Annotated in this window: 23 protein-coding genes; 10 read left to right on the top strand and 13 right to left on the bottom strand. The window is 39.6% G+C overall.

What is annotated here, in order from left to right; translation table 11 throughout:
- Positions 1 to 101: 101 nt before the first annotated feature.
- Entirely contained in the window at positions 102 to 2,624 is a 2,523-nt protein-coding gene (locus P8O16_RS06485) for an FtsX-like permease family protein (RefSeq protein WP_300312219.1), read from the bottom strand.
- On the bottom strand, positions 2,617 to 3,294 hold the full coding sequence (locus P8O16_RS06480) for an ABC transporter ATP-binding protein (protein ID WP_300312216.1): 678 nt from the start codon (positions 3,292 to 3,294) through the stop codon (positions 2,617 to 2,619). The genes P8O16_RS06485 and P8O16_RS06480 overlap by 8 nt, the downstream gene beginning before the upstream one ends.
- Before the next feature lie 244 nt (positions 3,295 to 3,538).
- Between P8O16_RS06480 and P8O16_RS06475 the strand changes: the two genes are divergently transcribed.
- The gene (locus P8O16_RS06475; RefSeq protein WP_300312213.1) at positions 3,539 to 4,225 is read left to right on the top strand and encodes an arylesterase; all 687 of its coding nucleotides are present in this window, start codon (positions 3,539 to 3,541) and stop codon (positions 4,223 to 4,225) included.
- Here P8O16_RS06475 and P8O16_RS06470 read toward each other — a convergent pair.
- The 4 genes from P8O16_RS06470 to P8O16_RS06455 are packed head-to-tail and all read right to left on the bottom strand — an operon-like array spanning position 4,215 to position 7,694.
- Positions 4,215 to 5,243: an ATP-grasp domain-containing protein gene (locus tag P8O16_RS06470; protein ID WP_300312211.1), complete on the bottom strand. Its 1,029-nt coding sequence runs from the start codon at positions 5,241 to 5,243 to the stop codon at positions 4,215 to 4,217. The genes P8O16_RS06475 and P8O16_RS06470 overlap by 11 nt on opposite strands.
- A gap of 16 nt (positions 5,244 to 5,259) precedes the next feature.
- Positions 5,260 to 5,955, bottom strand: coding sequence for a hypothetical protein (locus P8O16_RS06465; protein ID WP_300312210.1), 696 nt, complete (start codon positions 5,953 to 5,955; stop codon positions 5,260 to 5,262).
- 14 nt (positions 5,956 to 5,969) lie between these two features.
- Complete coding sequence (locus P8O16_RS06460; protein ID WP_300312207.1) at positions 5,970 to 6,812, bottom strand: glycosyltransferase; 843 nt, start codon at positions 6,810 to 6,812, stop codon at positions 5,970 to 5,972.
- 9 nt (positions 6,813 to 6,821) lie between these two features.
- Positions 6,822 to 7,694, bottom strand: coding sequence for a 3-keto-5-aminohexanoate cleavage protein (locus P8O16_RS06455; protein WP_300312204.1), 873 nt, complete (start codon positions 7,692 to 7,694; stop codon positions 6,822 to 6,824).
- 257 nt (positions 7,695 to 7,951) lie between these two features.
- Between P8O16_RS06455 and P8O16_RS06450 the strand changes: the two genes are divergently transcribed.
- From P8O16_RS06450 to P8O16_RS06410, 9 genes are all read left to right on the top strand, one after another.
- Positions 7,952 to 8,989 carry a sugar-transfer associated ATP-grasp domain-containing protein gene (locus P8O16_RS06450; RefSeq protein ID WP_300312201.1) on the top strand — a complete coding sequence of 346 codons (1,038 nt, stop codon included), beginning with the start codon at positions 7,952 to 7,954 and terminating at the stop codon, positions 8,987 to 8,989.
- A gap of 4 nt (positions 8,990 to 8,993) precedes the next feature.
- Positions 8,994 to 9,902, top strand: coding sequence for a 1-aminocyclopropane-1-carboxylate deaminase/D-cysteine desulfhydrase (locus P8O16_RS06445; protein ID WP_300312198.1), 909 nt, complete (start codon positions 8,994 to 8,996; stop codon positions 9,900 to 9,902).
- A gap of 122 nt (positions 9,903 to 10,024) precedes the next feature.
- The gene (locus P8O16_RS06440) at positions 10,025 to 11,767 is read left to right on the top strand and encodes a GMC family oxidoreductase (RefSeq protein ID WP_300312195.1); all 1,743 of its coding nucleotides are present in this window, start codon (positions 10,025 to 10,027) and stop codon (positions 11,765 to 11,767) included.
- 3 nt (positions 11,768 to 11,770) lie between these two features.
- Positions 11,771 to 12,472 (top strand): gluconate 2-dehydrogenase subunit 3 family protein, encoded by a 702-nt coding sequence (locus P8O16_RS06435; protein ID WP_300312193.1) that lies wholly within the window; start codon positions 11,771 to 11,773, stop codon positions 12,470 to 12,472.
- A gap of 157 nt (positions 12,473 to 12,629) precedes the next feature.
- The gene (locus P8O16_RS06430; RefSeq protein WP_300312190.1) at positions 12,630 to 13,823 is read left to right on the top strand and encodes a DUF4221 family protein; all 1,194 of its coding nucleotides are present in this window, start codon (positions 12,630 to 12,632) and stop codon (positions 13,821 to 13,823) included.
- The gene (locus P8O16_RS06425) at positions 13,820 to 14,956 is read left to right on the top strand and encodes a hypothetical protein (protein ID WP_300312187.1); all 1,137 of its coding nucleotides are present in this window, start codon (positions 13,820 to 13,822) and stop codon (positions 14,954 to 14,956) included. Before P8O16_RS06430 ends, P8O16_RS06425 begins: the two co-directional genes overlap by 4 nt.
- On the top strand, positions 14,953 to 16,119 hold the full coding sequence (locus P8O16_RS06420) for a hypothetical protein (protein WP_300312184.1): 1,167 nt from the start codon (positions 14,953 to 14,955) through the stop codon (positions 16,117 to 16,119). Before P8O16_RS06425 ends, P8O16_RS06420 begins: the two co-directional genes overlap by 4 nt.
- Complete coding sequence (locus P8O16_RS06415) at positions 16,116 to 17,282, top strand: hypothetical protein (RefSeq protein WP_300312182.1); 1,167 nt, start codon at positions 16,116 to 16,118, stop codon at positions 17,280 to 17,282. The genes P8O16_RS06420 and P8O16_RS06415 overlap by 4 nt, the downstream gene beginning before the upstream one ends.
- Before the next feature lie 88 nt (positions 17,283 to 17,370).
- A complete protein-coding gene (locus P8O16_RS06410) occupies positions 17,371 to 19,890 on the top strand; it encodes a glycosyl hydrolase (protein ID WP_300312179.1) in 2,520 nt (839 codons plus the stop codon).
- A gap of 71 nt (positions 19,891 to 19,961) precedes the next feature.
- Here the strand turns inward: P8O16_RS06410 and P8O16_RS06405 are convergent, their stop codons facing one another.
- The 7 genes from P8O16_RS06405 to rimK all read right to left on the bottom strand — a co-directional run bounded on the left by P8O16_RS06405 (position 19,962) and on the right by rimK (position 26,162).
- Positions 19,962 to 20,564: a porin family protein gene (locus P8O16_RS06405; RefSeq protein ID WP_300312176.1), complete on the bottom strand. Its 603-nt coding sequence runs from the start codon at positions 20,562 to 20,564 to the stop codon at positions 19,962 to 19,964.
- Between the two features lie 77 nt (positions 20,565 to 20,641).
- The gene (locus P8O16_RS06400) at positions 20,642 to 21,013 is read right to left on the bottom strand and encodes a response regulator (protein WP_300312173.1); all 372 of its coding nucleotides are present in this window, start codon (positions 21,011 to 21,013) and stop codon (positions 20,642 to 20,644) included.
- A gap of 127 nt (positions 21,014 to 21,140) precedes the next feature.
- Positions 21,141 to 22,526, bottom strand: coding sequence for a sodium-dependent transporter (locus P8O16_RS06395; protein WP_300312170.1), 1,386 nt, complete (start codon positions 22,524 to 22,526; stop codon positions 21,141 to 21,143).
- Between the two features lie 43 nt (positions 22,527 to 22,569).
- The gene (locus P8O16_RS06390; RefSeq protein ID WP_300312167.1) at positions 22,570 to 23,505 is read right to left on the bottom strand and encodes an SDR family oxidoreductase; all 936 of its coding nucleotides are present in this window, start codon (positions 23,503 to 23,505) and stop codon (positions 22,570 to 22,572) included.
- Positions 23,477 to 24,322: a peptidylprolyl isomerase gene (locus P8O16_RS06385; RefSeq protein WP_300312164.1), complete on the bottom strand. Its 846-nt coding sequence runs from the start codon at positions 24,320 to 24,322 to the stop codon at positions 23,477 to 23,479. Before P8O16_RS06385 ends, P8O16_RS06390 begins: the two co-directional genes overlap by 29 nt.
- Entirely contained in the window at positions 24,319 to 25,257 is a 939-nt protein-coding gene (gene hemC, locus P8O16_RS06380) for a hydroxymethylbilane synthase (RefSeq protein WP_300312161.1), read from the bottom strand. Before hemC ends, P8O16_RS06385 begins: the two co-directional genes overlap by 4 nt.
- Positions 25,254 to 26,162 carry a 30S ribosomal protein S6--L-glutamate ligase gene (rimK, locus tag P8O16_RS06375; RefSeq protein WP_075350583.1) on the bottom strand — a complete coding sequence of 303 codons (909 nt, stop codon included), beginning with the start codon at positions 26,160 to 26,162 and terminating at the stop codon, positions 25,254 to 25,256. Before rimK ends, hemC begins: the two co-directional genes overlap by 4 nt.
- Between the last annotated feature and the right edge of the window lie 27 nt (positions 26,163 to 26,189).

The raw sequence follows: 26,189 nt of genomic DNA, 5'->3' as shown, positions 1-26,189 counted from the left end.
TTGAAATTCTGAACGCTGAATACCTCTAATCACAAAAAAAGACCCGCATCCCTGCGAGTCTTCCAATTATTTCAGACTTCTCATTTTAGCTTTCTGATTTTTTAGTTTCCCCTCAAAATCTCCATTGGTGGTTGATTGATGATTTTTCGGCCATTCAGCCAGCCAAGCACTATGGTAAGACCAGTAATTGCCAGATAAAGAATTAAAGCTGGCAACCAAGCTCCTCTAAACTGAATATTAAACACGAATTCACTCAGAAGCCAGGTCGCACCAAAGGAAAGAATGATCCCAGAAAGCGAAGCCAAGCTTCCTAAGAAGAAATATTCCAATGTATTGATCTTGCTTACAATCGCCGAACTCGCACCCAGCGTTCGCAATAATATACTTTCTCGCATCCGCTGATACTTGCTAATGATCAAAGAGCTAATGAGTACCAAAATCCCAGTTGCAATACTGAAGAAGGCCATAAACTGAATTACAAAACTAATCTTTCCCAAGATTTCCTCTAGGGTCTCCACGATCGCTCCAAGATTGATAATCGAGATATTTGGAAATCTCCGCACGATCTCAACCTGTACATCTGCAGCTTGGCGATCATTTTTGGTCTTCGTGATCAAGACATGAAATTTAGGCGCTTGCTCCAGAACTCCTTCCGGAAAAAGAACCAGAAAGTTGGTAGAAACTTGATTGAATTTCACATCTCGAAAACTTCCCACATATGTTTTAATAGGTCTGCCCTGAACATTAAAGACCACTTCATCTCCAATCTTTATTCCATTCCCCTCTCCAAAACCCTTTTCGAATGAGACAAAAATACTGTCTCCTCGAGCCCCAACTGGAATCAACTCTCCTTCAGTCAGTGTTTCCGAGTCGATTAAGGTGTCTCTGTAAGTGACCCTAAACTCCCGGTTATACAGCCACCTCGAATAATTTTCTTCATCCGAGAGTTCCTCATTCTCTTTTTTATCAATCCCATTGATCTCATCAAGTTGCATGGTTACAATGGCTACCTCCTGCATAATTGGAAGCCCCTTTGATTCGATCGCCTGTCGGACATCACCCAACTGTGCAGTCTGAATATCAAACATCAGCATGTTTGGCTGATCTTCTTTGTCTGCAAATTTTGCCTCCTCGAGTAATTGATTTTGGAGAAAAAAGAGCGTGGAAATCATCGCAGTTCCAAGTCCAATCGTCGCAATCAAGGAAACTGTCTGATTGTTTGGTCTGTAAAGATTTGCTAAAGATTGCCGAAGGGTATATTCAAATGAAATCGGCAAAAATCGCCGCACTGCCCAAATAATCAATTGAGCTACTCCCCAGAGAATCCCAAAAGCAAATACTACAAACCCTGTAAAGCCAAATGCCAAATTGACGTTTTGCAATAAATAGAAGCTAAAACCCCATATAAAGGCCAAAATCCCAAAAATCACCAACCATCTCAACGGATCCTTAAGTAGGGTCGAATCAGCAGTTTCGGGTCTAAGGGTCGCCATTGGAGAGACATTCCGAACCTTCAACAAAGGCAATAGGGCAAATAAAACAGAGACAAATAAGCCTGTGATTATGCCAAAACCAACCGAAAGCCAAGAAATACCAAAAGATACCTCCACAGGGAGAAAATCAGCAAATACCGCAGGTAACACAAATTGAAGAAGCGTTCCTAAAAATGCTCCAAGAATCGCTCCGATAAAGCCCATGATGATGATTTCGGTCAAATAAATCAACAAGACATCTCTAGAGGCAACTCCCAAACATCGAAGGACTGCTACAGATGCCAATTTTTCTTTGACAAAAACATTGACGGCACTGGCAACTCCAACGCAGCCCAAAAGCAATGCGATAAACGCAACCAAGCTCAAGAAATTGGAAAGATTCGCAAAGGAACGACCAGTAGAGCGCTTCCGATCTTCAACTGTATCAGCATCGATTCGATCGACCTCCCAAGCGTCTTCAAATGGCTTAATTAAAGCCTCAACATCCGTGTTTTCAGCAAAAAGGAAGTATCTGTTGTAATTTACTCGAGACCCGTATTGTACCAAGCCAGTTTCTTCCAAATAAGCTTGAGGGATATAAACTGCGGGCGCCACCGTAGCTGTGATCCCAGTCTGTCCGGGCACTTTTTGAAGCTCTCCCACAATTTCAAATTCCACTTCACCGACCTTGATTAAATCGCCTACCTGTGCATTAAATTGAGCTAGAAGTGTTTTTTCTACCAACGCTTTTTTTCCACCTGAGCGGAAATCTGCATCTCCAGAAGCAGGAATCGTCTCAAAGAATCCATAAAACGGAAAAGCTCCTTCCAATGCGCGCACTTGAGTCAAACGACTGGCGCCGGTTTTTGGAAAAGCGACCATCGAAGCAAAATTAACTTCAGAAGCCATTTCTAAAGCCAAGCTATCGAGCGGTTGATCTCCAACCGGCTTACTGTTTTCCAAGACTAGATCGGCCCCTAGAAGCTCCTTAGCTTGGTTATCAATATCAGCAGTAAGATTTTCCCCAAAAGAACTAATAGCTACCAAAGCAGCAATCCCAACTACGATAGAGGAAACAAATAGTAACAAGCGAGAGATGTTTTTCCGGAAATCCCGAAAAGCCATCTTAATAATCCATCCAAAATCAGGCATGAGCGTCCTCCTGTATTTTACCGCCTTTGATATGGATGATTCGCTGCGTTTTTGCTGCTAGCTCCAAATCATGGGTGACCAAAACAAGCGTAGTTCCTTCCTCTTTATTCAGGTCAAAAATTAATTTTTCGATCATTTCACCAGTCTCAGTATCCAGATTACCAGTGGGTTCATCCGCAAAAAGTATCTTTGGTTCATTGGCAAAAGCTCTTGCAATAGACACCCGCTGCTGTTCCCCGCCTGAAAGCTGCGTAGGATAATGAGAAGCTCGGTCTCCCAATCCTACTTTATTTAACAATTCCTGAGCTTTCTGACGCGCATCTTTTCGCGTTTTAAGTTCAAGTGGAACCATCACATTCTCCAACGCAGTGAGCGTGGGTAACAATTGGAAATTTTGAAAAATGAAACCCACATTCTGATTTCTAACGGATGCGCGTTGGTCCTCAGAGAGCTTTTCCAAGGCATTGCCATTGAGATTGACAGATCCCGTGGAACCTGAATCTAAACCCGCGCAAAGTCCGAGTAAGGTAGTTTTTCCAGAACCAGAGGGTCCTACAATTGCAAGAGTCTCTCCTGCTTCGATATCAAAATTCACCTCATCCAAAACAGTCAATTTTCGGCTACCGCTTTGATATGTTTTACTAAGGTTTTTTATAGAAAGTATAGTCATTGATTTTTTTATGTAAACACACCTCTTAAAAACGGGTATGAAGTCACTTTGTTAAATGATCGAAAATGAACAGTCAACCGCTAAATAACAGCAATTCAATGGAATATTGAGTAGAAAATGGGATTAGTGGTCTGATTTTTTATTTTTAACTGAGAAATAATTGAATCTACAATCTCCTAAAAAACAGGTACGGCTGAACTTTTTCCCAATATTTGCATTACATATTTCTAAAGTCCGACATTTTATGTATTCCAATAAAAATCTAATTCTTCTTCTATTCATCTGTTGTTTTGGGATTATCTCCTGCTCTTCTGAAAAGAAAGAAAACGCTTCTTCTGAAATCCAGGAAACTGAATCTCCGGCAATCAAATCTGACCGGAAAATCATTCTATTCTTCGGCAACAGTCTTACCGCAGGCTACGGAATCGACGAAGACGATGCTTTTGCAGGGTTGACTCAGCAGCGAGTAGATAGCCTCGGATTGGATTACAAAGTGATTAACGGAGGTCTTTCAGGAGAAACTACTGCTGGTGGATTGAGTCGATTGGATTGGTTTTTGGAAGATCAACCAGATATTTTTGTTTTGGAATTAGGAGGAAATGATGGGTTGAGAGGAATCGCATTGTCCGAGACAAAAAGCAATTTGCTTGCGATGATAGATAAGGTTCGCACAAAATTTCCGGAGACAAAGATTATTTTAGCCGGTATGCAGATCCCACCAAATATGGGTCAGGAATATTCGAATGAATTTAAAGAAATCTATCCGGCAGTGGCAAAAGAAAAAGATGTCACCTTAATTCCATTCCTTTTAGAAAATGTGGGAGGAATTCCTGAACTGAATCTTCCAGATGGAATCCATCCGACAGAAGAAGGTCATAAAATCGTTTTTAAGACAATCTGGCCTTATATCGAGCAAGAAATCAATCAGTAAATTTTCTCGCTTCGATCATTACAAATCCCTTCATTGATCTAGTACCAATTCTCGGAGTAAGGAATTCGACTGAGTCGAAACGCTCTTTCTTCAGCCATCGTACCAATACCTTTGGCAAATGGATTCCAGCTGCATGGGAAAAGGGATAGCCCCCGCTAAACCTAGGATTAAACTCTATGATATAAATCCCATTATCATTGACGATCACATCAATATCCATGACTAGGGGATGTCGAAAATATGCTGAAATCTTCTGCCCTAACAGCTCCACTGCCTCATGACGGATTGTCTCTACCGCTTCAGTTTCACCAGCTTTTCTCAATAACTTTTTGTTGACAATAGTAAGCTGATAATTCCCATCCAGATCATTGATTACATCCAGCATATACTCCTCTCCTTCTATTTTATTCATTATCAGGATTTCCTTATCGGGGTCTTGCTTGCTTTCAAATTTCAAAAATGAATTTAGTACTTCCTCTTTTGCTTTTTTGAAATAAAAATTTAATTCCTCCTTATTTTTAGCAAGATAGACCGAAAGAGAACCCATGCCCCATCTAGGCTTAATGATCACAGGGAAATCAATTTCTCCGCGTTCTTTTGCCTGAACGAATGAATCCAAATCACAATAGTTACCAACAGTATCAAACCCTTCCTGCTTGAGAAATAAACTAGTCTGAAATTTATCATTGGCTAACTTGGCCAAATTTAAATCGGCCACTAAAACGTAAACTCCAGCTTCGGAAAATTGTCTTTTAGCTTGAGCCAAAACAGGAAGATCATTATCCAGAAGTGGAACAATCAATTCAATCTTTTTCTCTATACAAAAGTGCAGCAGAAAAGGAATGTAGTCATCGGAATGAATCGGAGGTGCCAGTCTAAATTCGTCAGCAACATACAGCGCTGGGGCATTTTCATGACTGTTGACTGCGTATACCTTGCCTCCATAAGGAGCTACCGCCTCTTTAAAATAGTCGATGAGATAATTTCTCCGACCCACGCTAGTCAATAAAACGTTCATAAATTCGCTGGTTTCTTTAATAGGTGATTTTTGCCCACCGTTCATTTTCTCTAACCACCTTACAGGGATTTCCATAGGCAATGACACCATCTGGAATATCTCGTGTGACTACACTTCCCGCCCCTATCAGAGTCCTAGACCCTATATTCACATTATTAGAAATTACTGCTCCGGCACCTATTTCTGTACCCATTCCTATATTGACATAGCCAGAGAGAACTGCCCGTGGATTTATATTTACAAAGTCACCCAAATTAACATGATGTCCCACAGATGCAGATCGCTTGATACTCACTCCAAACCCAAGCTTAGAATAGGAAGAAATGACAGAAAGTGGTTCCAAAAATAATGCACCACCTAATTCTGCACTAGGAGCTATATAGGAGCTTGGATGTTTTATTGAAATATATCGCTCTTTTTCAATTCCGAATTTTTTCAAAAAATGGAAATAGAGAAGATACTTAACATTTGAATGATGAACTCCAAATTGAACACCCAGTTTTACATTCGATTCAAAGTCATATTCAAAGTCAAAAAAATGGCGAATAGAATATAATTCAGGGGAGAAGACACAGTCAGGCAAATCAATATTCTTTACAATATCAAATTGATTGACGCCGCTTAACTCACTAGCTAAATCCATTAATACTCCAATTCCCCCTTCACTATGCCCCAGAAGAATCAGTTTTTTAGTTTGTTCTATTTTATCCATTCCAGTTATTTCTCTCAATTAAAATTCACAAAAAATCGTCCCAAATTATAAATAATTGACCTCAAAAAAAGCATGGGGTCCTTATGGATAAATCTAAACAAATACCAATTATGTCGGAATAGAGCACGATGGTTTTTCTTTTTAGATTGGCTCAAATAGATTCCATTGGGGTTATACCTGTAAGTAGTAGTAATCTCTGGAAGATATACGATGTCTCCTTTTTTCTTATAAAATGAAAAAATCACCTTGTCTAAAGGAATTGGCTTTTTTACAATTTCGTTGGAAAGGAGTTCACTCATCTCATTCCTCAACATCCAACTTGAAATATGCCCCATGTAAAAGACTTTGTTTATAGACTTTCTATTGAAAACCTTAAACTGATCCGGTACCCCTGGAGGGTTTTGCCCAGGATTCATTTCCAAATAAGAATTTGTAATACACATAGATGCTGAGGTATATTTTTCCATAGCATCTACTTGTTTTTGAAGCTTTAATGGATCAGTCCACAAATCATCTCCATCACAAATACAAACGTACTTTCCTCTACTTGACCCATAGAGACCAAGATGATTTCCTCTTCCGGATTTACGACCAAATAAGAATATTTTATCTTCTTTCTTTCGAAGAAAAAGTCTGATTTTATCTTGGTGGTTTTGTGCAAGTTCCAAACAAATCTCTCGTGTACCATCTGTACTATCATCCTCCCCAATTAAAATCTCAAATGGGAAATCTGTTTCTTGGATAAGGATACTTTCTAAACAGGACCTAATAAACTTTGCATGATTAAACGTGGGTACACATACAGAAACCAAAGGGTTTACTTGGTTGATTGATTTACCTTGTCCAAGAAATTCCATCAATACAATTTATTGAGAAACAGGCACATTCTTAGATGCTCTTCTCTGAGTATACTTATTATAAAACCCCATATTACCCAACTCCAAAGGTTCAAATAACTCAACTTGATGAATTTCCATTAAATCATGAACACGCTTAACCAAATCTAAATTGGTAGCCTTAATGGTTTTTTTAGTATCCCACCAGATATTGTCTTCCAACCCTATTCTCACCCCATATCCCATTGCTATAGCCATAGCGTTCATTTTGAGTTGAAACTCCCCAAGACCGGCAAAACTGATGAAATGATTTTCTGGGATTTCCTGCACTGCTGTCCCTATTTGAGAGAAATTAGCCTGAAAACCTGCAATATTTCCAAAAAGCAAATTCCAATAAAATGGACCGGAAACAATCTCCTTTTTGATTAAGTATTTCCCAAAATTGATCATACCTAAATCGAAACATTCGAGCTCAGGAGTAATTCCCAGGTCATTCATTTTTTCTGCCAAGGCAATTATCATGTCTGGAGCGTTAATAGACGCCTGAGAAAGAAAATTCAAGGAAGATAAAGTCAGTGAGCACAAATCAGGTTTAAGCTCCAGCAGTTCAGATCTTTTTTCAAACTCAGGGAAATTCCTTCCCGAACTACTTCCGCAAATAATCAAATCGGGGCAGTGTTTTCGAACTCCTTCAAAAATTTTTCTATAGGTGGAGGACAAATAAGTTGGGGTACCATCCTCTTCTCTGGCATGAAGATGTGCAATAGTTATTCCCATCTCATAAGCTTGATGGGTTTGTTCCACAATCTCTTCAGGCGAAATAGGTACATGAGGAGTTGAAGCTTTTGTAGGGACCATGCCCGTTGGGCAAAAATTAACTATAATTTTATCTTTCAATTTCATTTCTATTTCTGACTGTGAACTCTTCAATTTTAACCTCTAACACCTGTTTCAAGTATTCAAAATCTACAAACTTAGTTTTAAATCTATTTTCATTTCATATCAATAGCACTTCTATTCAACCGCAGGGATTTTAAAAACTAATTTTCAACTATCGGAATTAGCGTATTCAAATAACAAAAAATGAGTTTGTTTTACAATTTACTGTCTATTTTTAAAGCAATTCTTAAAAAAAACTATACCACTTCTCGACTTAAACTATGAACTGGTCAAGAATTAAAAATGCATTAATAAGAGAAATAAGAAAGAGTTCAAAAAAGCGTAATTGGTTTCTAAAAGACATCAAGATTTCTATAGCGGAAGAAAGAAAAAAGATTTTAATTAAAAATGGTTTTTTTCCTAGTTCAGATTTGGTCTTAGATTTCCAGAAATTTGGATTTAACTCTTTTTTAAATGATCGCGATTATGCTAAGCTCTACCCAATAAATCACCCGTCAATTTCCACCTTAATAGACTACAAAAGTTATCTCCCAATTCTACTGGGAGATAAAAAAGAATGGCTCCCGGATTTTTTTGCTTTCTGTTCTCGAGGATCCATTATTTTCCAAAAAGGGATTCCCAATAAATTACTGGATTTAGAATTATTCCTAAAATCCGCCCTTGATGCATTCGGAAATCTGATAGTTAAGCCAATTTCTGATGGTGGAGGGAGAGGGATATTTTTGCTGACCAAGGAAAATTTTGATCAGATTATAAAAGACTTAATTAAAAAAGATTTTGTGATAAATAATGTATTGAAAAACAACCAATTTTTATCCGATGTTTTCCCGGGTTGCTTGAATACCACCCGAGTCACTTTTTATAAAAATGCGTCTGGTCAAAATGAAATCCTCATGATTGCCCAAAAATTTGGGACTTCATTATCTAGCTCAGTTGATAATATTTCTAAAGGCGGAATGGCATGTAGTATCGATCCACAATCTGGAGAAATGTCGAAGGCATACACCTACTCCGGTAAACCAGGCTGGTATGCTAAACATCTTGATTCAGGAAAGCAGATAGCTGGGGTTAAATTCCCTGACTGGGAAAATTGCTATAAGCAAATTCAAGAAATTGTTAACCATTTTGATTTTTTAGAATTTGCAGGAATTGACCTTGCCTTCACTGATAAGGGAATAAAAATCATTGAGATTAATTCTCAACCAGAAGCAAGGCTAACTCAGGTTGGAGGTCCCATCCTTTTGAATCCAGGCTTTAATGAATTCATTAAGAATAAAGGATATCAACCAAATAGATAAATAAATGATCGAAGCTACTCCTCTTCAATATTCACAATATTTATCCTCTTTGACTGAAACAAATTTTTATCTCAAAAGAGAAGATCTTTTCCCAGAAGGTGGAGGGGGAAACAAGGCCCGAATGATCGCTTTAATCTTGAAAAAGGCTAAAAATCAAAAGGCAAACTATATTGTAACTGCAGGTGGACCTCATTCTAATTTCAATAGAGCTTTAGCTTTAATGTCGAAAAAAATGGGATTCAAATTGAGAATCGTTCTCTATGATAACAATCCCCATATCCATCAAGAATCCCTAAACAAACGCATCTGTGATCAAGCTGGAGTTGAATATTCAATTTGTACTCCTGATGAGGTAGCGCAAAGGATCGAAGAGGAAATTACAAAACTCAAAAATGCCGGAGAGAACGCATTTTTTATCTATGGTGGGGGAAAATCTCATGAGGGAATAAAAGCATATGCTGAGGTAGTTCAGGAGTTAAACACGCAAATAAATCCAGACCTAATTGCAACAACTTTTGCCACTGGCACTACCTTTTCAGGTCTATTGGCAGGAGTTCAAATGTATTCGCCGACAACAGCTTTATTGGGGGTAAGTATTGCGCGTAAAAATGAAATCTCTGTACCAATAGTATCCAACAATCTTTTGGAATTTTTTGAGTTAAAAACTCCACCTATTTCAAGTTTTGAAATTGAAGATCAAATTTTGGATCAATACACATTTGGAGGATATGGGAAATCCAACAAAGAGTTACAAGATTTCATTAGGGAAACCATGCAGAATACAGGTCTGATTTTAGATGAAATCTATGTTGGAAAAGCACTTTTTGGTCTTACCGAACACTTAAAGAATAACACGAAATTCAATAATAAAAAGGTGGTTTTCTTACTCACTGGAGGAATATTCAATTTCTAGCTATTGTCAAGAAAGGAAGATCCACCTTTTCGATTTTAGAGGAAAATTATCAATTCTATAAATCAATTTCGATCCTCGAATTTTTTATCCTATCTTAATAACTTGTTAAAAAAATTTATCTAATGAGCTTTCAAATAAAAAATTCAGGAGAGGCTTATGACGTGATCATAGTAGGCTCCGGGGCAGGAGGAGGAATGGCCTCTAAAATATTATCCGAAGCAGGCCTATCTGTGGCAGTTGTAGAGGCTGGTGGGGACTTTGATCCTGCTAAAGAAGAGGATCGAACTCAGCTACGTCCACCATGGGAATCAATCCGAAGAGGAGCTGGTACTCGAATTCGTCCTTTTGGTGATTTTGATGCGGCAATCGGTGGTTGGGATATCGAAGGAGAACCCTACACCCGAAAAAATGGAACTCAGTTCGACTGGTTCAGATCTAGAATGGTCGGTGGTCGAACCAATCACTGGGGCAGAATCTCCCTTCGATTCGGGCCGAATGATTTTAAGCGAGGAGGTATGGATGGTTTAGGGGATGATTGGCCTATTGGCTATGAAGATGTTAAGCCATATTATGATAAAGTGGATAAACTTATTGGGGTTTTTGGAACAAAAGAGGGCATCTATAATGAACCGGATGGTTTTTTTCTTCCACCTCCAAAGCCTCGATTGCACGAACTTTTAATCAAAAAAGGAACGGATAAAGCTGCAATTCCGATGATCCCATCACGTTTATCGATGCTTACCCGACCGATAAATAACGAGCGGGGTGTTTGCTTTTTCTGTAATCAATGTAACAGAGCATGTCAGGCTTATGCAGATTTCTCTGCAGGAACTTGCCTAGTTCATCCTGCGATGAAGAAAGGTAAAGTGGATCTTTACACCCATAGTATGGTGCGAAAAGTAACTGCAGATGATACCGGAAAAGCCACGGGAGTTTCTTTTGTCAGCAAAGTAGATATGAAGGAATACAAGCTCAAGTCCAGAGTCGTGGTACTTGGAGCTTCTGCTTGTGAGTCTTCAAGAATTCTCATGAATTCCAAATCCAAAGCTTTCCCCGATGGAATCGGAGCTAGTTCCGGAACTCTTGGACGTTACTTACACGATTCAACTGGAGCTGACCGAATGGGAATCATGCCTGATTTAATTAATCGAGATCGATACAATGAAGACGGAGTTGGTGGCATGCACATGTACACTCCGTGGTGGCTCGATAACAAAAAATTAGATTTTGCACGTGGCTACCACATCGAATATTGGGGTGGAATGGGTCAACCTTCTTATGGCTCTGGAATGGGAATGAATACCATGCGAAAGTACGTGATAGACGAGTTTGGAAAGCCTAGTCCCAACGGTGGCTATGGAGAAGGGTTGAAAAAAGATATTCGTTCACTTTATGGCTCGACCTTGGGAATGTCAGGTAGAGGTGAAAGTATCCCTCGCTATGATAATTACTGCGAAATAGACCCAAATGTGGTTGATAAATATGGTATCCCTGTACTTCGATTCAACTATAACTGGACCGATCAAGAGATTCTTCAAGCCAAACACATGCAGGACACCTTCGAAGAAATTTTGACCAATGCTGGTGCAACTTTATTAGGAACTAAACCAGGTGCCGATACAAAATACGGACTTGCTGCTCCAGGGAGAATCATCCACGAAGTGGGCACTTCCAGAATGGGAAATGATCCAAAGACTTCTGTATGTAATTCTAATTCTCAAGTACATGATTGTAAAAATGTATTCGTAGTCGATGCGGGAACATTTGTTTCTCAGGCAGATAAGAACCCAACTTGGACCATCTTGGCTTTGAGCTGGAGAACATCAGATTTCATTATTGAGCAATTGAAACAAAAAAATATCTAAGCCATGAACAGAAGAGAAAATCTAAAACTGCTATTCACTGGTTCAATCGGAACGGGGCTACTATTGACCAATTGTACACCCGATGCACAAAAAATCCCCCCTCCTCCCCCAGTAAGTGGTACCATTGGAGGTCGAACTGACGAGGAAGTACTTCGCGATCAAAAACTGATGGCCGAGCACTTTTTCACGGAAGAAGAAAAGAAAAAGATGACTATCCTTGTAGATATCGTAATGCCAAAAGATGCTGAATCCCCAGCTGCCTCCGAAGTAGGAACAGTGGACTTCATCGACTTCATGATGATCGATCAGCCATCCAATCAGACTCCTATGCGAGGTGGTTTGATGTGGCTGGATTACGAAGCGGATGAGCGGTTTGGAAAGACATTTCTAGAACTCAACCAAGATCAGATCATGGAAATCATTGATGATGTCGCTTGGCCGGACACTGCAAAGCCTGAGTTTGAAGGCGGAGTAAAATGGTTTAACCTAGTTCGGAATTTTGCTGCAACGGGATTCTTCTCTACTGAAGCCGGATGGAAATACATGGACTATCTGGGAAATAAAGCTAATGTATGGGATGGTGTTCCAGCTGAAGTAATGCAAAAACACGGCGTTTCTCTCCCCGAGCAATACTTGTCCCTCTACCTGAAACCCGAGGATCGGGGAAGGGTAGCGGAATGGGATGCCGATGGCAACTTGATCTAATCACCAACCTTCGAGGGTTCAACCTCTCGAAGGTTTTTTTTTGACTTAAATTAATTCTTAGAATCAAAAAGAAGATTTTAGCAAAACAGATTTTTAAACTAGTTTTTACTTTTAGTTTGCGGTTTGGCTTTTTATATTTAGGCAAACCAACTATAGCATGAAAACTCGATTTTTTTTTATTTTGATTTTAGCAGTATGCCTGTTCTCTTCTTGTGGAAAATCCACAGAAAGCGATTTAGAGAGTGCTCCACCTTCTTATACATTGGAACTATTGGATTCCTTGGATTTGGAGATTTTGGGAGATCCATTGATCGCTGATGTAAGCCCTGATGCCAGCAAGTTTCTGTTTTATGATTTCGCCAGCAGCGATCTCATCACCACTGATGAAAAAGGTGAAATTATATCTAGATTTTCTAAAAAAGAAGATACTCCCGATGCTTACGGGTTTATGATGGAAGTTCCCGGCTTGTTTAAATCAGATCAAATCGTGGTGATGGGGATGAAGGGCATCTTTCTATATGATTTGGAAGGAAATATGATCCAAAAAATCGATCACCCTGAGTCCGTCGGAATGGCGGGTTTTATGACTTTTCCAGGTAAATCAACCGAATCCACAAAACTAGATGGGAAAGATTACCTGCTTTCCAAATCGGTTAGATCTCACGACAGCTTCCAAGGGGAAATGAAATTTTATACTTCTTTTAAGGCACTAGAGCTTATCGATCCGGAATCAAATACAGCCAAAGAAATCATTCCTTTTGAAGAAGGGAGTATGTTTTTAAATGGTACAGGTTACTATGAAAGTGACTATTCTCCTGCATTCGAGGCAAAAGATGGCAAACTTTACATTTGTCTGGGAGCGGAGCAAAAGCTATATGTGTATGACCTATCTCCTGAAGGAACTGTGCTTGATACCATGGTGAGTTTTTCAATTCCCGGTTATGAGCCATTGGAGTCAAAGGCTTTTTCCGAGTTTTCCGAAGGATCAGTTACCCTAAATGGGAGTACGCCAGCGATCCGAAATATTCATTTAGTAGATGGGAAAATCTTAGCGCAATATTATCCTGGCATGGATCCTGAAAAAATGAAAGAGGCGGATGCACTTTGGGAGCAAGGAAAAGCTGAAGAAGCGGGAGCACTTTATGAAAAACTGGAAGCAGAATTACCACAAGGGATCCTAATTTTTGACCAAAAAACTCTAAAACTGGAAGCTGAAATTCCATTTCCAAAAGGCGTAAACCGAGCAGGTTTTACTTCGGGAGGTGGTTATCTCTGGATGGAAAAAGCTCCAAATGAAGAAGAAGAGGAGGATTTTCTTCGGATTTATAAATTCAAACTGGTACAAAAATGAAAAACCAACTCTTACAAATAGCTGCACTTGCGCTTACACTATTTTCATGTGGAGAAGCAGATAAGAGTTCATTGGCAAAAGAAGATTCCAATGAGTGGGAACTGATGATTTTGGATTCTATTCAGGTGGATTATCTGGGGAGCGTTAGTGGTGGAGAATTCAGAAATGGAAAAGGTGTGATTTTTGATTTTAAACCAAATAGTCTAGTAGAATTTGACGAAACAGGTGAGATTCTAAATCAGCAATCTTATCCAAAAGAAGGTCCCGGAGCAGTAATTTATCCTACGACACTGCGCTATGATGAACGGGGAAAACTCTATGGAATGAGTTTCTTAAGCTGGCTTTATGAATTCAATCCTGACCTTACACTGAGTAAACAAGTTGATATGCCATTCCTGTCAATCTCAAATGAGGGGATGTCTTTTGGGAGAAATTTCGAACCATGGAATGGCCACCTAATCGCCTGGTATCCTGGAAGGGATGGAGCAGATCAATATGATCCATTTTTCTTCAGAGATCATTTCCTACTGGAGAAGCTAAATCTCACAAGTGGAGAAGCAGAACCAATTATAAAATTGCCTTCGACTTCTAGATATACAACTGACAAATATTATGAAAGAGCAAATTTACGCTTCGGAATAGTCAATAATAAATTATATCTGGTTTTGAATAATGAACCTCTAATCCATATCTATGATATGGCTAACGAATTCAAATACATTAGGACTTTTTCATTCTCTCCGTCGGTTTTCTTTGACAACGGAGAGCACTCCAAGCCTTATGAATACATCTCTAGGTATCGTATGCTAGATGGTCGGATCTCAGGTTTTTATCCTCGCCCCGATGGGATTTTCGTCACTTATACTGAAGGGATTAGCGAGGAAATTTTTACTCAAAATGAATTGAAAAACCCAAAAAATTTCCCAAAATATGGAGAGTTTCAACGGCATATTTTAAAATTCATAAATGCTGATTCTGTCTGGTCAAATGAAATAACCATTCCAAATTCCATTAAGCATATTCTTAACATCGAGTCTCTTGAAAAGCCTTTCTATGCCCTTCGAGATGACGAATACCTTGGCGAAGAGCAAGACTACCTCACTTTTTACAAACTCCAATTGGTAAAAAAATGAAAAACCAACTCCTAATTTTAGCTGCACTTACACTGGTGATGTTTTCTTGCCAAAGCAAGGAACCTGAAATTCCTACCACTCCCCTTTCAGAGCAAAACCTGGAATTTGAAATCTATGATTCCTTGGTGGTAGATTATTTGGGGAATGTGACGCTAATGGATATCAGTCCTGATGAATCTCATTTTCTACTTATCGATCAAAACACTGATAGTATTTTTGTCACTGATGCAAGCGGATCTATTCTACATCAATATAAACGAACTGGCGAGGGACCTGAAAATATCCTTGGCAATCGATCTGGGGTTGCAAAATTTATTGATAATAAGAATTATTTGATTCCTAGTAGTCAGGGAATTTATCAGTATTCTTTGCAAGGGGAGCTATTAAGGAAGTATAATCCTGACTTTACCGGAATGTCACAATTGCTAATTCCTTCTAATGAAACTCATTTTGTGAAGGGAAATAAAGTTTACATGAGTCTTTTAGGTCGCTATGGAGATCTTGGTCAGCAAGGCTTAGCGCTTCAGCAAAAATCAAAGCAAGTTGAAGTGCTAGACTTAGAATCTGGAAATTTCCAATCTTTCACTCCTTTTCCTCAAGCTTCCAAATTGAGTAGTGCAACGGAAGAATATGGCCAACTTGAGCTTTATTCTAATTTGGCACTGCTAGGAGATACACTTTTTATTAATTTCCGAACAGAGCCTAAACTATTTGGATACTCACTGACGAATTTGGACACCCCTGCTTCCGTGAAAACTATTCCATTCCCTACTTTTCTTGAAAAAAATCCCTCGGAAAAAACCATTAGTGGTCAATTCAACTTTAGAGATTTCTTCTTTGGAACTATAAATAAGGTAATCCCGATGCCTGACGGCTTGTTTCTGATAAATTACCTTAGCGGGCTTACTGATGATGATGCTAAGCAAGTAATCTCAGATGCAGGGACAGATTTTGATAAAATGTTCCAACTCGCAGGTGAAAAAAACGAAGGAGACTTGGTTCTTTTTGATGGAAAAGACATTAGTCCCATCATTGAGAAACCTGAACAACTGGGGTATATAAATAAATTTATATCTAGGGATGAAATCTGGTTTTCGCTCAATTTCTCTCAATCCGAAAAAGATTACTCCATTATCTACAAAACTCGGTTGGTACAAAAATGAAAAACCCATTTATCATATTCGTTTCGTTTATCGCTCTCTTTTCCTGCCAGAGCAAAGAGTCCAAAATCCTCATCACTCCTCTTTCGGAGCAAACTCTGGAATTTGAAATCTATGATTCCTTGGTGGTGGATTATCTTGGAAATTTGTATTTGGCTGATATCAGTGAAGATGGAAAGACTTTTTTATTGATTGGCCAACAGACGGATACCCTCTTTGTTACTAATTCACAAGGAGCAATCCTTCATAAATACACTAAAAAAGGAGATGGGCCAGGATTCTATCAACAAGGAAGATCAGGATTACCAAGGTTTTTGAATAGTGAAGAGATAGTAATTCCCGCTTTTCGAGGATTCTACCTTTACTCCCTCTCTGGGGAAGCGACGCGGACATTTCTTCCAGATTTTAACCCCAGCTCTTCTTTGATTATTCCGTATTCCAATAAGCTAATCAGCTATGGTGAAAAGATTTATTATCCATGGGAAGGAAGAATAGCAGATGAGTTCGGCGTAGAGGGGAGAGAATTTCAAACTCAAGTCAGGAAAGTGGAAGTTCTTGATCTAAAAAGTGGTCAGTTTTCTCCTGAAATGCCTTTCCCAAAAGCCTCAAAATTTAGTTCTGGTGAAAAAAGTTATCTAAACATCAGCTATTCTACCGCACTAGCACGGAAAGACGACTCGCTCTTTGTAGCTTTTCGAAATGAACCCGTGATTTACGGCTATCACTTTTCTAACTTAGATAGTCCTGCATCGATCCGAAAGATCCCCTTTCAGGAATTTATTGAAAAAGAACCTAAAGACTCGGATAAATTTGGAATATACGAGTCAAAGGATATTTATGGTGGAGCAATTAATTCCTTTCACCGAACAGAAAAAAACCGGTTTCTGGTCAACTACAGTCGAGGCTTAACCGAGGCGGAGTATCAGGACATATTTGATCTAATCAAAAAAGACCAAGATGCCGGGTATCAAAAAATGACAGATGTCAATACCAATGGCCTCGTTCTTTTTGACGGAAAGTCAGTCAGCCCAATCATTGAAAAACCTAAAGGATTGGGTTTCGTCTACGAGTTCGTTTCAGAAGAAGAAATTTGGTTTTCTCCAGATTATCAAGAAGTAGAAAAAGATTATGTCGTTTTCTACAAAACAAGATTGGTGCAGAAATAACCATTTATCTCCCTACTTATCCACTAGCGGGCAATCTCCTCCGAGTTTGCCCGCGATTGTTTATATTCGTTTTTATCAAAAGCATCCTATGAAAAAAACCACTACCCTTCGAATTCTGATCGCTTCAGGATTCCTGGCACTGACTACCGGAGCAAATCTTCAAGCTCAGGATATCAAGCCAACTACAGAAAAGGCATTAATCGAATCGATGGAGAAACATGCAGCCCTGCTTTCCTCCACTCCACTGAAAGACTTCAAAGCCAGAAACGTAGGTCCGACCAATATGTCCGGACGAATCGTGGATATCGAAGTCGCTCAAAATCAAAACACATTTTATGTAGCAGCAGCTTCTGGCGGAGTTTGGAAAACCGAGGACAATGGTCAATCCTTTGCTCCAATTTTTGATCATCAAGGAGCCTTGGGTATTGGCGATATGGCTCTTTCTCCATCTAATAATGATATTCTCTGGGTTGGAACCGGTGAGGACAATTCCAGCCGATCAACTTATGCAGGAGCTGGAATCTACAAATCCACAGACGCAGGCAAAACCTGGACGATGATGGGTTTGCCTCATTCGCAGCATATCGGTTCTATTCAAATTCACCCGACTAATCCGGATGTCGTATGGGTAGGCTCAATGGGTGGACTTTATTCGAAAAATAAAGAGCGTGGTCTGTACAAAACCACCGACGGTGGCAAGACTTGGAAAAAGACACTTTACATCGATGACAATACAGGAATCATTGATATCAAAATTCATCCTTCAAATCCTGATGTCCTTTTGGCTGCAAGCTGGGAGAGATTCCGTCAGGCTCATGATTTCATTGGCAATGGAAAAGGATCATCTATCTGGAGATCTGAGGATGGTGGAAATACCTGGAAAAAATCAGTGGATGGGTTCCCACAGGACGAATTTGTAGGAAGAATCGGTTTTGACTTTAGCCAGAGCAATCCAGATGTGGTTTATGCCTTGCTAGATAACCAAGCTAAATCCGACAAAGCGCCTGAAGCGCCAAGACAGCGTGGAGCAAAGCCAGATGAGAACGCTTTGAAATTTGAAGATTTCAAAACCATGAGTACGGAAGAAGCTTTAGGACTTGAAGATAAAAGGTTAGATACTTTTCTAAGATCAAACAGATTTGCCACTATTTACACTGCAGAAGAAGTAAAGCGTCTCTTAAAAACAGGGAAAATCACCACTTCACAGATTGCCAACTACAATGGTGAAGCTGTTGACGCAAATGCCGCTATGTTTGATGGTGCGGTGATTGGCGCAGAAATCTATAGATCTGAGAATGCCGGTAAATCTTGGAAAAAGGTTTCTGAATCAGATATCAGCCGACTTTACAATTCTTATGGATACTACTTTGGCGAAATCCGGGTAAATACTGAAAACGAAGATGAGATTTTCGTCTTGGGTGTTCCCTTATTGGTTTCCAGAGATGGAGGTAAAAACTTCAGCAGAACCGACTCAGTTGGCAGACCTCACTCTGATCACCAATCCATGTGGATCAATCCAACAGATAGCAAGCATATTTTATTGGGGAATGACGGCGGACTTTACCGAAGCTATGGCGGAGGAGCGATTTGGGATCACATGAATACTCAGATGCCGATCTCACAGTTTTACTCAATCATGACAGATGATGCCAAACCTTACAATATCTATGGCGGAATGCAGGATAACGGCGTTTGGTTTGGTAAGTCGACCAATGATCCGTCTGATCCTTGGGAATCGCTGATGGGAGGAGATGGAATGGTGGTAGCAGTCGATACCCGGGATAATAATATTGTGTATACGGGTTCCCAATTTGGGATGTATTTCCGTATCGATAAGACCACTGGTCAGCGGAAGTTTATCACTCCAGGTCATGAAATCGGCACCGCTCCTAATCGATACAACTGGAGAACACCTGCTGAACTCAGCTACCACAACCAGGACATCGTATACATGGCTTCGCAATATGTATATCAAAGTTTGGATCAAGGAAATACTTGGAAGCGCATCTCTCCTGACTTGACAAAAAATCAAAAAAGCGGAAACGTTCCTTATGCGACCCTTTCTGTAGTAGAAGAATCTCCATTGGAGTTTGGAACGATCTACGCAGGTTCGGATGATGGAAATGTTTGGATCACTCGAAACAACGGTGGTAACTGGACCAGCTTGAATGCTGGTTTGCCTCAAGATCGCTGGGTGAGCAGCATTGCACCTTCGAGCCACCAGGAAGGATTGGTTTATGTAACCCTCAATGGCTATCGTAGTGATGAGTTTGCCACCTACGTGTATAAAAGCACAGATTATGGAAAGACTTGGGCAGCGATCAAAGGAAATCTCCCAGATGAATCCACCAACATTATCGTAGAGGATAAAGTGAATGAAGCTATCCTGTATTTAGGAACAGACCATGGACTTTATATAACGATGGATGGAGGCAATAACTGGAATCTATTCCAAGGAGCCATTCCAAACGTAGCCATTTATGACATGACCATCCAAAACCGAGAAAATGACCTTGTGGTTGGAACGCATGGAAGAAGTGTTTACGTGGTAGATTTGGATCCTATTCACGAACTGGCAAAGCCAACGCAAGTCGTGATGGAAAAATAAATAGACCAACTCATAAAAAATGCCCGTTCGGTTGATTCCAAACGGGCATTTTTATTAGAATCCTTTAGAATTTAAAAAAGCTTAAATCCTACGGAAAGGATGAATTGATTGATTCGCTGATCTGTTTCAAAACCTCCAATATTTCCTGTCAAGGATGAGAGTGAACTTTCATATTTAGCATCGATAATTAGGTTTCCAATATCTAATCCTAACCCTGCCTGATACCCTAAAGTTGCCGAATTAAAATCTGCATTCTGAACTGTATCTGTAGCATCTTTCAAGTCTGAATTGATATCAATACTTGCGATTGGTCCTGCCTGTATTCTAAAAAATTTGAATAATTTGACCCCAAGCATTAAAGGAATATCTAATCGGTTAAAATTCTCAGAAAAGGAGTTCGTGCCTGAGCTTCCTCCTGGCTGAGGGCTGTTTATTTGAAATGTTCCACTTGTCTTTGTGTACAAAAGCTCTGGTTGCATATAGAAACCACCAAACGCAAGTCTACCAAATAACCCAACGTGATACCCAGTCTCGGCATCCCCCGGAATAAAATTATTTTTCTCGAAATCTACTTTGGTAGATGATAGCCCAAACTTAGGCCCTAGAGAAAATTCTTGAGCATAAGCCGAAAGGCCAAGACCCAAAAAAGCAATGAGTAGAATAAATTTTTTCATGAAAGTGAGTTTTGATTCAGTTTACAAAACGTAAAGGTTTTGAAAAAATTAACAATTCACTTGCCAAAAAATAGATTTTAATTCAAATCTTTTGTTGCCTTATCTTTTGCTAGTAGGTATAAATCCCAAAAATTATGGGGTTTAGGGATTAAAGTGTCGAATTTATTCGGGGAATTTTTTCGAAAATATTCAACATCCCCAGCAGTGAAACCAATCACGGGGATGCTTTTGAAAAGCAAATTATTCTTCAATTGAGTCAGGAATTCTATACCATCCATTTCAGGCATCATGATATCTGTAAGAATCACATGGAAATGGGGATCCTCTCTAAGAAATCGAAGTGCTTCTAATCCATTATGAGCCAGAACCACATCATCTTGAGATTTTTCAAAAATCTTTTTAAGAATCAAAAGATGAATGTTATCATCATCGACTACAAGTACACGCATTGAATTTAGTTATATGACAAACAAATGCATTTCAAATACAACAAAAAGAATGCTAAATCAAAATAGTTAAGTAGTAATTCACAAAAAAAGGGGCAAAAGCCCCTTTTAAAATTATTTCTAGGATAAATTAAGCTGCTTGTGGCGCTCCGAAAACACCGACCATATTCAAAATCAAGAGAATGATTACTATTGGACAAACATATTTAATAAAGAAAATCCAAGCTCCTCTGAAAGGTCCCTTAAATGAAGGTGCTCCAGAAGCTAACTCATCTGCATAATCTGAGATTTTGGATGCCCATCCTGTGTACAGCGCAAGCATTAGACAGATGACAATTACTGCAAATGTTCCAAAAACAAAGTCCATGATTCCGAAGAATCCTGTTAAGGGATTCCCCAAGAAATTAAAGCTCAAATCCGCAAAGAAATTACCCTCTATTGCAGAAAGAGCTGAAGGAACAGAAAGTATCATAGCTCCAATTCCTACGGTCCAAGTAGCTCTTTTTCTACCCCACTTTCGATCATCGATTAAATAAGCTACAGGAACCTCCAACATAGAAATAGTAGAAGTCAAAGCAGCCACCATCAATAAGGTGAAGAATAAAGCTCCAATGATATGCCCGCCTGGCATTTCAGCAAAAACTTTTGGAAGCACGTCAAAAACCAACGCTGGTCCTGCCGCAGGGTCTTTACCTGGCAACAAAGCAAATAACGCTGGGAACACCATTAATCCTCCCAAAAGAGCCACTGAAGTATCCATTCCAGCTATCCAGCCGGATGACTGAATGATATTTGCTTTTTTAGGCAAATAAGATCCAAAGGTAATCATCAATCCCCATCCAACTGACATCGAAAAGAATGCTTGCCCTAAAGCTTGGAGAATGACTGTAGGATTGATTTTGGCGAAATCAGGTTTCAAGTAATAATCAATTCCTGCCTGAGCTCCTTCTAAAGTAACTGATCTACCAGCAATGAATATGATGATGATAAACAGAACTGGCATCAAGAATTTTGAAGCCTTTTCAATTCCTCCGGACACACCACCCAATACAATCGTGATTGTCATAAGGATAAATAGAAAAGTCAATGGGATCACATACAAAGGGGTCTCAATAAAGACCTCGAAATCAACTGGTACATTGATAATTTCGGTAATTATATAGCCCACTGTCCAGCCTGCAATCACAGAATAATAGCTAAAAACAAAAAAACAGACTAATACACAAAGTACGCCTGTCAATTGCCAAAACTTATTTCCTCCTGTATCACGAATCGCCCCAATCGGATTCTTGCCGGATTTTCTTCCCAGTGCGATTTCATTGAATAATAGTGGAAGTGCGATCAGTAAAACGCAGATAATGTAAACAAACACAAAAGCTCCACCTCCGTTTTCTCCCACTAGGTAAGGGAATCTCCAGATGTTACCAAGTCCTACTGCTGATCCAGCCGCAGCCATGATAAAACCAAGACTTGATCCAAATTGACCTCTTTCTTCGGATTCTATAGGTACTGCCATAAATAGATAATGCTAAGTTAAATTAAAGGGTATAAACTACTTTTTAAGAGCGAGCTAAGATAATTTGTTTTGCTAAAATACCAATTGCCGTTTGGAAAGTTTTAGGCTCATAACCAAGCTCTTTTCGTGCTTTTTCGATAATAAAACCTGTTTTCAATGGCCTTCTTGCTGGTTGAGTAAATGTACTTGAATCTGCACGCTTGATTAACTCTTTGTTAAGTCCAAAGTAATCAGCCGTCATCATGGCCATTTCAAATGGGGTCAAAAAATCCGATCCGGAAATATTAAAAATTCCTTCAGCTCCTTTTTCTGCAATCAGAATACAACCTGCTGCCAGATCTTCAGCCAAAGTGGGGGTTCGGAATTGATCATCTACCACTTGGATCTGTTTTCCCGATTCCAATGAGCTTTTCACCCAAAGTATGATATTTGTTCGACTCATATCATGTGCGATCCCAAATACTAAAACTGTCCTGGCAATAGCCCATTTTGTATGACTATTCATGACTATTTCTTCTCCCAGTAGCTTTGTTTCACCATAGTAGTTCACTGGTGAAGCCTCCTCATTTTCATCCAAAGGCCCCTTTTCTCCTGAAAAAATAAAATCTGTAGAAAGAAATATAAAATGAGCCTGAACAGACTCCGCAGCTTTTACCAAATATTTGGTAGCATTGACATTGGCATCAAAACAAGCTTCTTGGTTTTGCTCGCATTGATCTACGTTGGTCATTGCTGCACCGTGGATTATAATATCCGGATGAATATCTTGAATTGTTTTTAAAACTTGTCCTTCTGAGGTAATCTCTAGATCAATATATTCAAAGCCTTTTCCTGGCAATCTACTTTTCCCCCTTCCACTTCCAAATACCAAGAACTCACCTTTCGCAACCAATTGTTCTACAAGCTTTTGACCTAAAAGACCATTTGCTCCTGTGATAAAAATCTTCCGTTTACTTTCCATCTGGGTAGTGATAGCCATATTCTTTTTCAATTTTCTTTCGCGTCATTTTCTCCACTTTGACATTCATATAGATAGGGTCAATAGGTACATCCCTAGAACCAGTCTTTACTTTTGAAATCTCCTCTGCTACTTCTAATCCTGAAATGACTTCGCCAAAAACAGTGTATTCTTGATCTAGATGCGGTGTCCCTCCAACAGTGGTATAAGCTTCAATTTGCTCTTTACTATAATTTTTCGTCAAATTAAGATTCAATGATTTTTCAATCTCTTCTCTTTTTGACATTACCAGCATCGTCAGGCTATCAAACTGCTCCGCAGCATATAATCTGCTATATTCTTTTCGTAGCTCTTCCTGACTTGCTAGCTGTACATATTGCATGAAAGCCGGCTGAAGCTTCTCCATGTCAGCTTTGAGCTCCTCTTCCTTGTAGACTTTCCCGATTACAATATAAAATTGGGATCCGTTAGATCTACGGCCCGGATTGATTCCGTTTCCTTGTCTGGCAGCTGCGATCATTCCTTTCCGGTGAAAATGTTTAGCATTAATCTCGGCAAGAAGTGTTGGCCAATCGGTTGGCGCTAGTTTTTCTTTGGTGAAGACATCACCACCCTGAACCATAAATGCCTTCATCACTCGATGAAACTGCGTGGAGTCAAATCTCCCCTCTTCAGCCAATTCAATAAAATTGGATTTATGAGCAGGAGTATCCTCAAAAAGTACTGCTACGATTTCTCCTTTTTCTGTCTCTATTTTAATTAAATAATCTTTTTGCCCAGAGCAGGCAAAGGAATTCATCAAAAGAATTCCAAAAACTAAATTTCTCAAAAAACTCATTTTCCTAAAGTTGTTTTTATTTCTTCTAAAATTCGTTTTCCCCCTGCTTCTAAAACTATATCTGCTAACTGCTGACCAAGCTCTTCGGGCGAATTCAAATCACCTACCACTTCGAGAGAAATCCTCTCTTTACCATCGAGACTTACTATTCCTCCTTTCAAGATGATATTCTCTTTTTCCAAATTGGCCAAAGCAAAGACAGGAATACTGCATCCTCCTTCTAAAACCCGCAAGTACGCGCGTTCTGCTTTCAGTTTTTGAGCTGTTTCAAAGTGATTACAGGCTTCAGTAATTTTTGATTTCAATTGCGTGTCAAGGTGTGAAGCAACTTCAATGGCTACAGATCCTTGACCTACTGCAGGGGTGAATTCATCGAGATCTAACTCTCCTGCGATCAAATGATCGTAGCCCATCCGATGAACTCCAGCATAGGCTAACAAAAGTGCGTCACAGAGTCCTTCTTCCATTTTTCGGATTCGGGTATGTAGGTTTCCTCTCACTTCCACAGTTTTCACATGGGGGTAAAAATGCTTGAGTGTGGATACTCTACGGGTGGAAGACGTTCCTAGCACCAAAGCCCGTTCTTCATTTTTCAAGGAAATACTTGAATCATGAGATACAAGGACATCATTCTCTTTTTCACGCTCTGTAAAAGCAATAATTTCAAAGCCATCCGGCAAATTTGACTGCATGTCTTTTGCGCTGTGAACGGCAATATCTATTCTACCATCCATGAGCTGGTCCTCCAATTCTTGAGTAAAAACACCTTTACTCCCGATTTTTGAAATGGAGACATCTAAGACCTGATCCCCTTTAGTATCAATCAGAACGATTTCTGTTGCCAGACCTGACTTTTGTAACAATTCCTCCACATAATAGGCCTGCCAAAGCGCAAGCTTACTCCCGCGGGTTCCTATTTTTACTAATCGACTCATTGAACAGAATTTCTTTTTACACTTTTTTTACTTACTCCCTCTTCGATAAATTTGATGATCTCTCCTGCGATGTTTATTCCGGTTGCTTTCTCAATCCCTTCTAGTCCTGGAGAGCTATTTACTTCTAAGATAAGTGGGCCTCGAGCGGACTGAAGCATATCCACGCCAGCTATTTCCAAGCCTAAGGCTTTTGCAGCTCCTAAGGCCGCCTGCTTTTCCAGCCGAGACAGCTTAATTATGGTAGCTTTCCCACCACGATGAAGGTTGGATCGAAATTCTCCTTCCGCTCCCTGTCGTTTCATTGCTCCGACCACCTTTCCGTTCACAATAAAAGCTCGTATATCAGCACCTTTGGCTTCTTTGATGAATTCCTGAATTATAATTCTTGCCTTCAATCCATGAAATGCCTCGATTACAGATTGGCTGGCTTTCTTTGTTTCCGCCAAGACAACTCCCAATCCCTGGGTTCCTTCAAGCAATTTAATAATAAGAGGAGCTCCGCCTACATGCTCGATAATTTGCTTTTCCCCACCTTTGGAAAAGTTGGTGAAGGCCGTTTTAGGCATTCCCAAACCAGCACTTGAAAGAATTTGGAGGCTTCTCAATTTGTCACGACTTCTGACAATAGCTTGAGAATTGACAGCACTAAATGTACCCATCAGTTCAAATTGACGAACTACCGCAGTGCCATAGAAAGTCACTGAGGCTCCGATTCTAGGAATAATCGCATCAATATTGGAAAGCCGCTCTCCTTTGTAATAAATAGAGGGGCCCTCCTGCTCAATAATTAAATCACAAATACTATGATTTATGATAACCGCCTCATGACCTGCTGCTTGGATCGCCTGAAAAAGTCGCTTTGTGGAATAGAGATTGGGGTTTCTGGATAAAATGGCAATTTTCATATGATTATAATTTCTTCTTAATGGCCA

The sequence above is a fragment of the Algoriphagus sp. genome, assembly GCF_029254265.1.
Lineage (GTDB): Bacteria > Bacteroidota > Bacteroidia > Cytophagales > Cyclobacteriaceae > Algoriphagus.
The sequence above is the reverse complement of the archived record's forward strand: the minus strand, read 5'-3'. Positions and strand labels throughout refer to the sequence as shown.

Bases quoted from the DNA above. Each gene is read 5' to 3' on its own strand.
- P8O16_RS06485 (WP_300312219.1), bottom strand. From the start codon at position 2,624: ATGCCTGATTTTGGATGGATTATTAAGATGGCTTTTCGGGATTTCCGG.
- P8O16_RS06480 (WP_300312216.1), bottom strand. From the start codon at position 3,294: ATGACTATACTTTCTATAAAAAACCTTAGTAAAACATATCAAAGCGGT.
- P8O16_RS06475 (WP_300312213.1), top strand. From the start codon at position 3,539: ATGTATTCCAATAAAAATCTAATTCTTCTTCTATTCATCTGTTGTTTT.
- P8O16_RS06470 (WP_300312211.1), bottom strand. From the start codon at position 5,243: ATGAACGTTTTATTGACTAGCGTGGGTCGGAGAAATTATCTCATCGAC.
- P8O16_RS06465 (WP_300312210.1), bottom strand. From the start codon at position 5,955: ATGGATAAAATAGAACAAACTAAAAAACTGATTCTTCTGGGGCATAGT.
- P8O16_RS06460 (WP_300312207.1), bottom strand. From the start codon at position 6,812: ATGGAATTTCTTGGACAAGGTAAATCAATCAACCAAGTAAACCCTTTG.
- P8O16_RS06455 (WP_300312204.1), bottom strand. From the start codon at position 7,694: ATGAAATTGAAAGATAAAATTATAGTTAATTTTTGCCCAACGGGCATG.
- P8O16_RS06450 (WP_300312201.1), top strand. From the start codon at position 7,952: ATGAACTGGTCAAGAATTAAAAATGCATTAATAAGAGAAATAAGAAAG.
- P8O16_RS06445 (WP_300312198.1), top strand. From the start codon at position 8,994: ATGATCGAAGCTACTCCTCTTCAATATTCACAATATTTATCCTCTTTG.
- P8O16_RS06440 (WP_300312195.1), top strand. From the start codon at position 10,025: ATGAGCTTTCAAATAAAAAATTCAGGAGAGGCTTATGACGTGATCATA.
- P8O16_RS06435 (WP_300312193.1), top strand. From the start codon at position 11,771: ATGAACAGAAGAGAAAATCTAAAACTGCTATTCACTGGTTCAATCGGA.
- P8O16_RS06430 (WP_300312190.1), top strand. From the start codon at position 12,630: ATGAAAACTCGATTTTTTTTTATTTTGATTTTAGCAGTATGCCTGTTC.
- P8O16_RS06425 (WP_300312187.1), top strand. From the start codon at position 13,820: ATGAAAAACCAACTCTTACAAATAGCTGCACTTGCGCTTACACTATTT.
- P8O16_RS06420 (WP_300312184.1), top strand. From the start codon at position 14,953: ATGAAAAACCAACTCCTAATTTTAGCTGCACTTACACTGGTGATGTTT.
- P8O16_RS06415 (WP_300312182.1), top strand. From the start codon at position 16,116: ATGAAAAACCCATTTATCATATTCGTTTCGTTTATCGCTCTCTTTTCC.
- P8O16_RS06410 (WP_300312179.1), top strand. From the start codon at position 17,371: ATGAAAAAAACCACTACCCTTCGAATTCTGATCGCTTCAGGATTCCTG.
- P8O16_RS06405 (WP_300312176.1), bottom strand. From the start codon at position 20,564: ATGAAAAAATTTATTCTACTCATTGCTTTTTTGGGTCTTGGCCTTTCG.
- P8O16_RS06400 (WP_300312173.1), bottom strand. From the start codon at position 21,013: ATGCGTGTACTTGTAGTCGATGATGATAACATTCATCTTTTGATTCTT.
- P8O16_RS06395 (WP_300312170.1), bottom strand. From the start codon at position 22,526: ATGGCAGTACCTATAGAATCCGAAGAAAGAGGTCAATTTGGATCAAGT.
- P8O16_RS06390 (WP_300312167.1), bottom strand. From the start codon at position 23,505: ATGGCTATCACTACCCAGATGGAAAGTAAACGGAAGATTTTTATCACA.
- P8O16_RS06385 (WP_300312164.1), bottom strand. From the start codon at position 24,322: ATGAGTTTTTTGAGAAATTTAGTTTTTGGAATTCTTTTGATGAATTCC.
- hemC (WP_300312161.1), bottom strand. From the start codon at position 25,257: ATGAGTCGATTAGTAAAAATAGGAACCCGCGGGAGTAAGCTTGCGCTT.
- rimK (WP_075350583.1), bottom strand. From the start codon at position 26,162: ATGAAAATTGCCATTTTATCCAGAAACCCCAATCTCTATTCCACAAAG.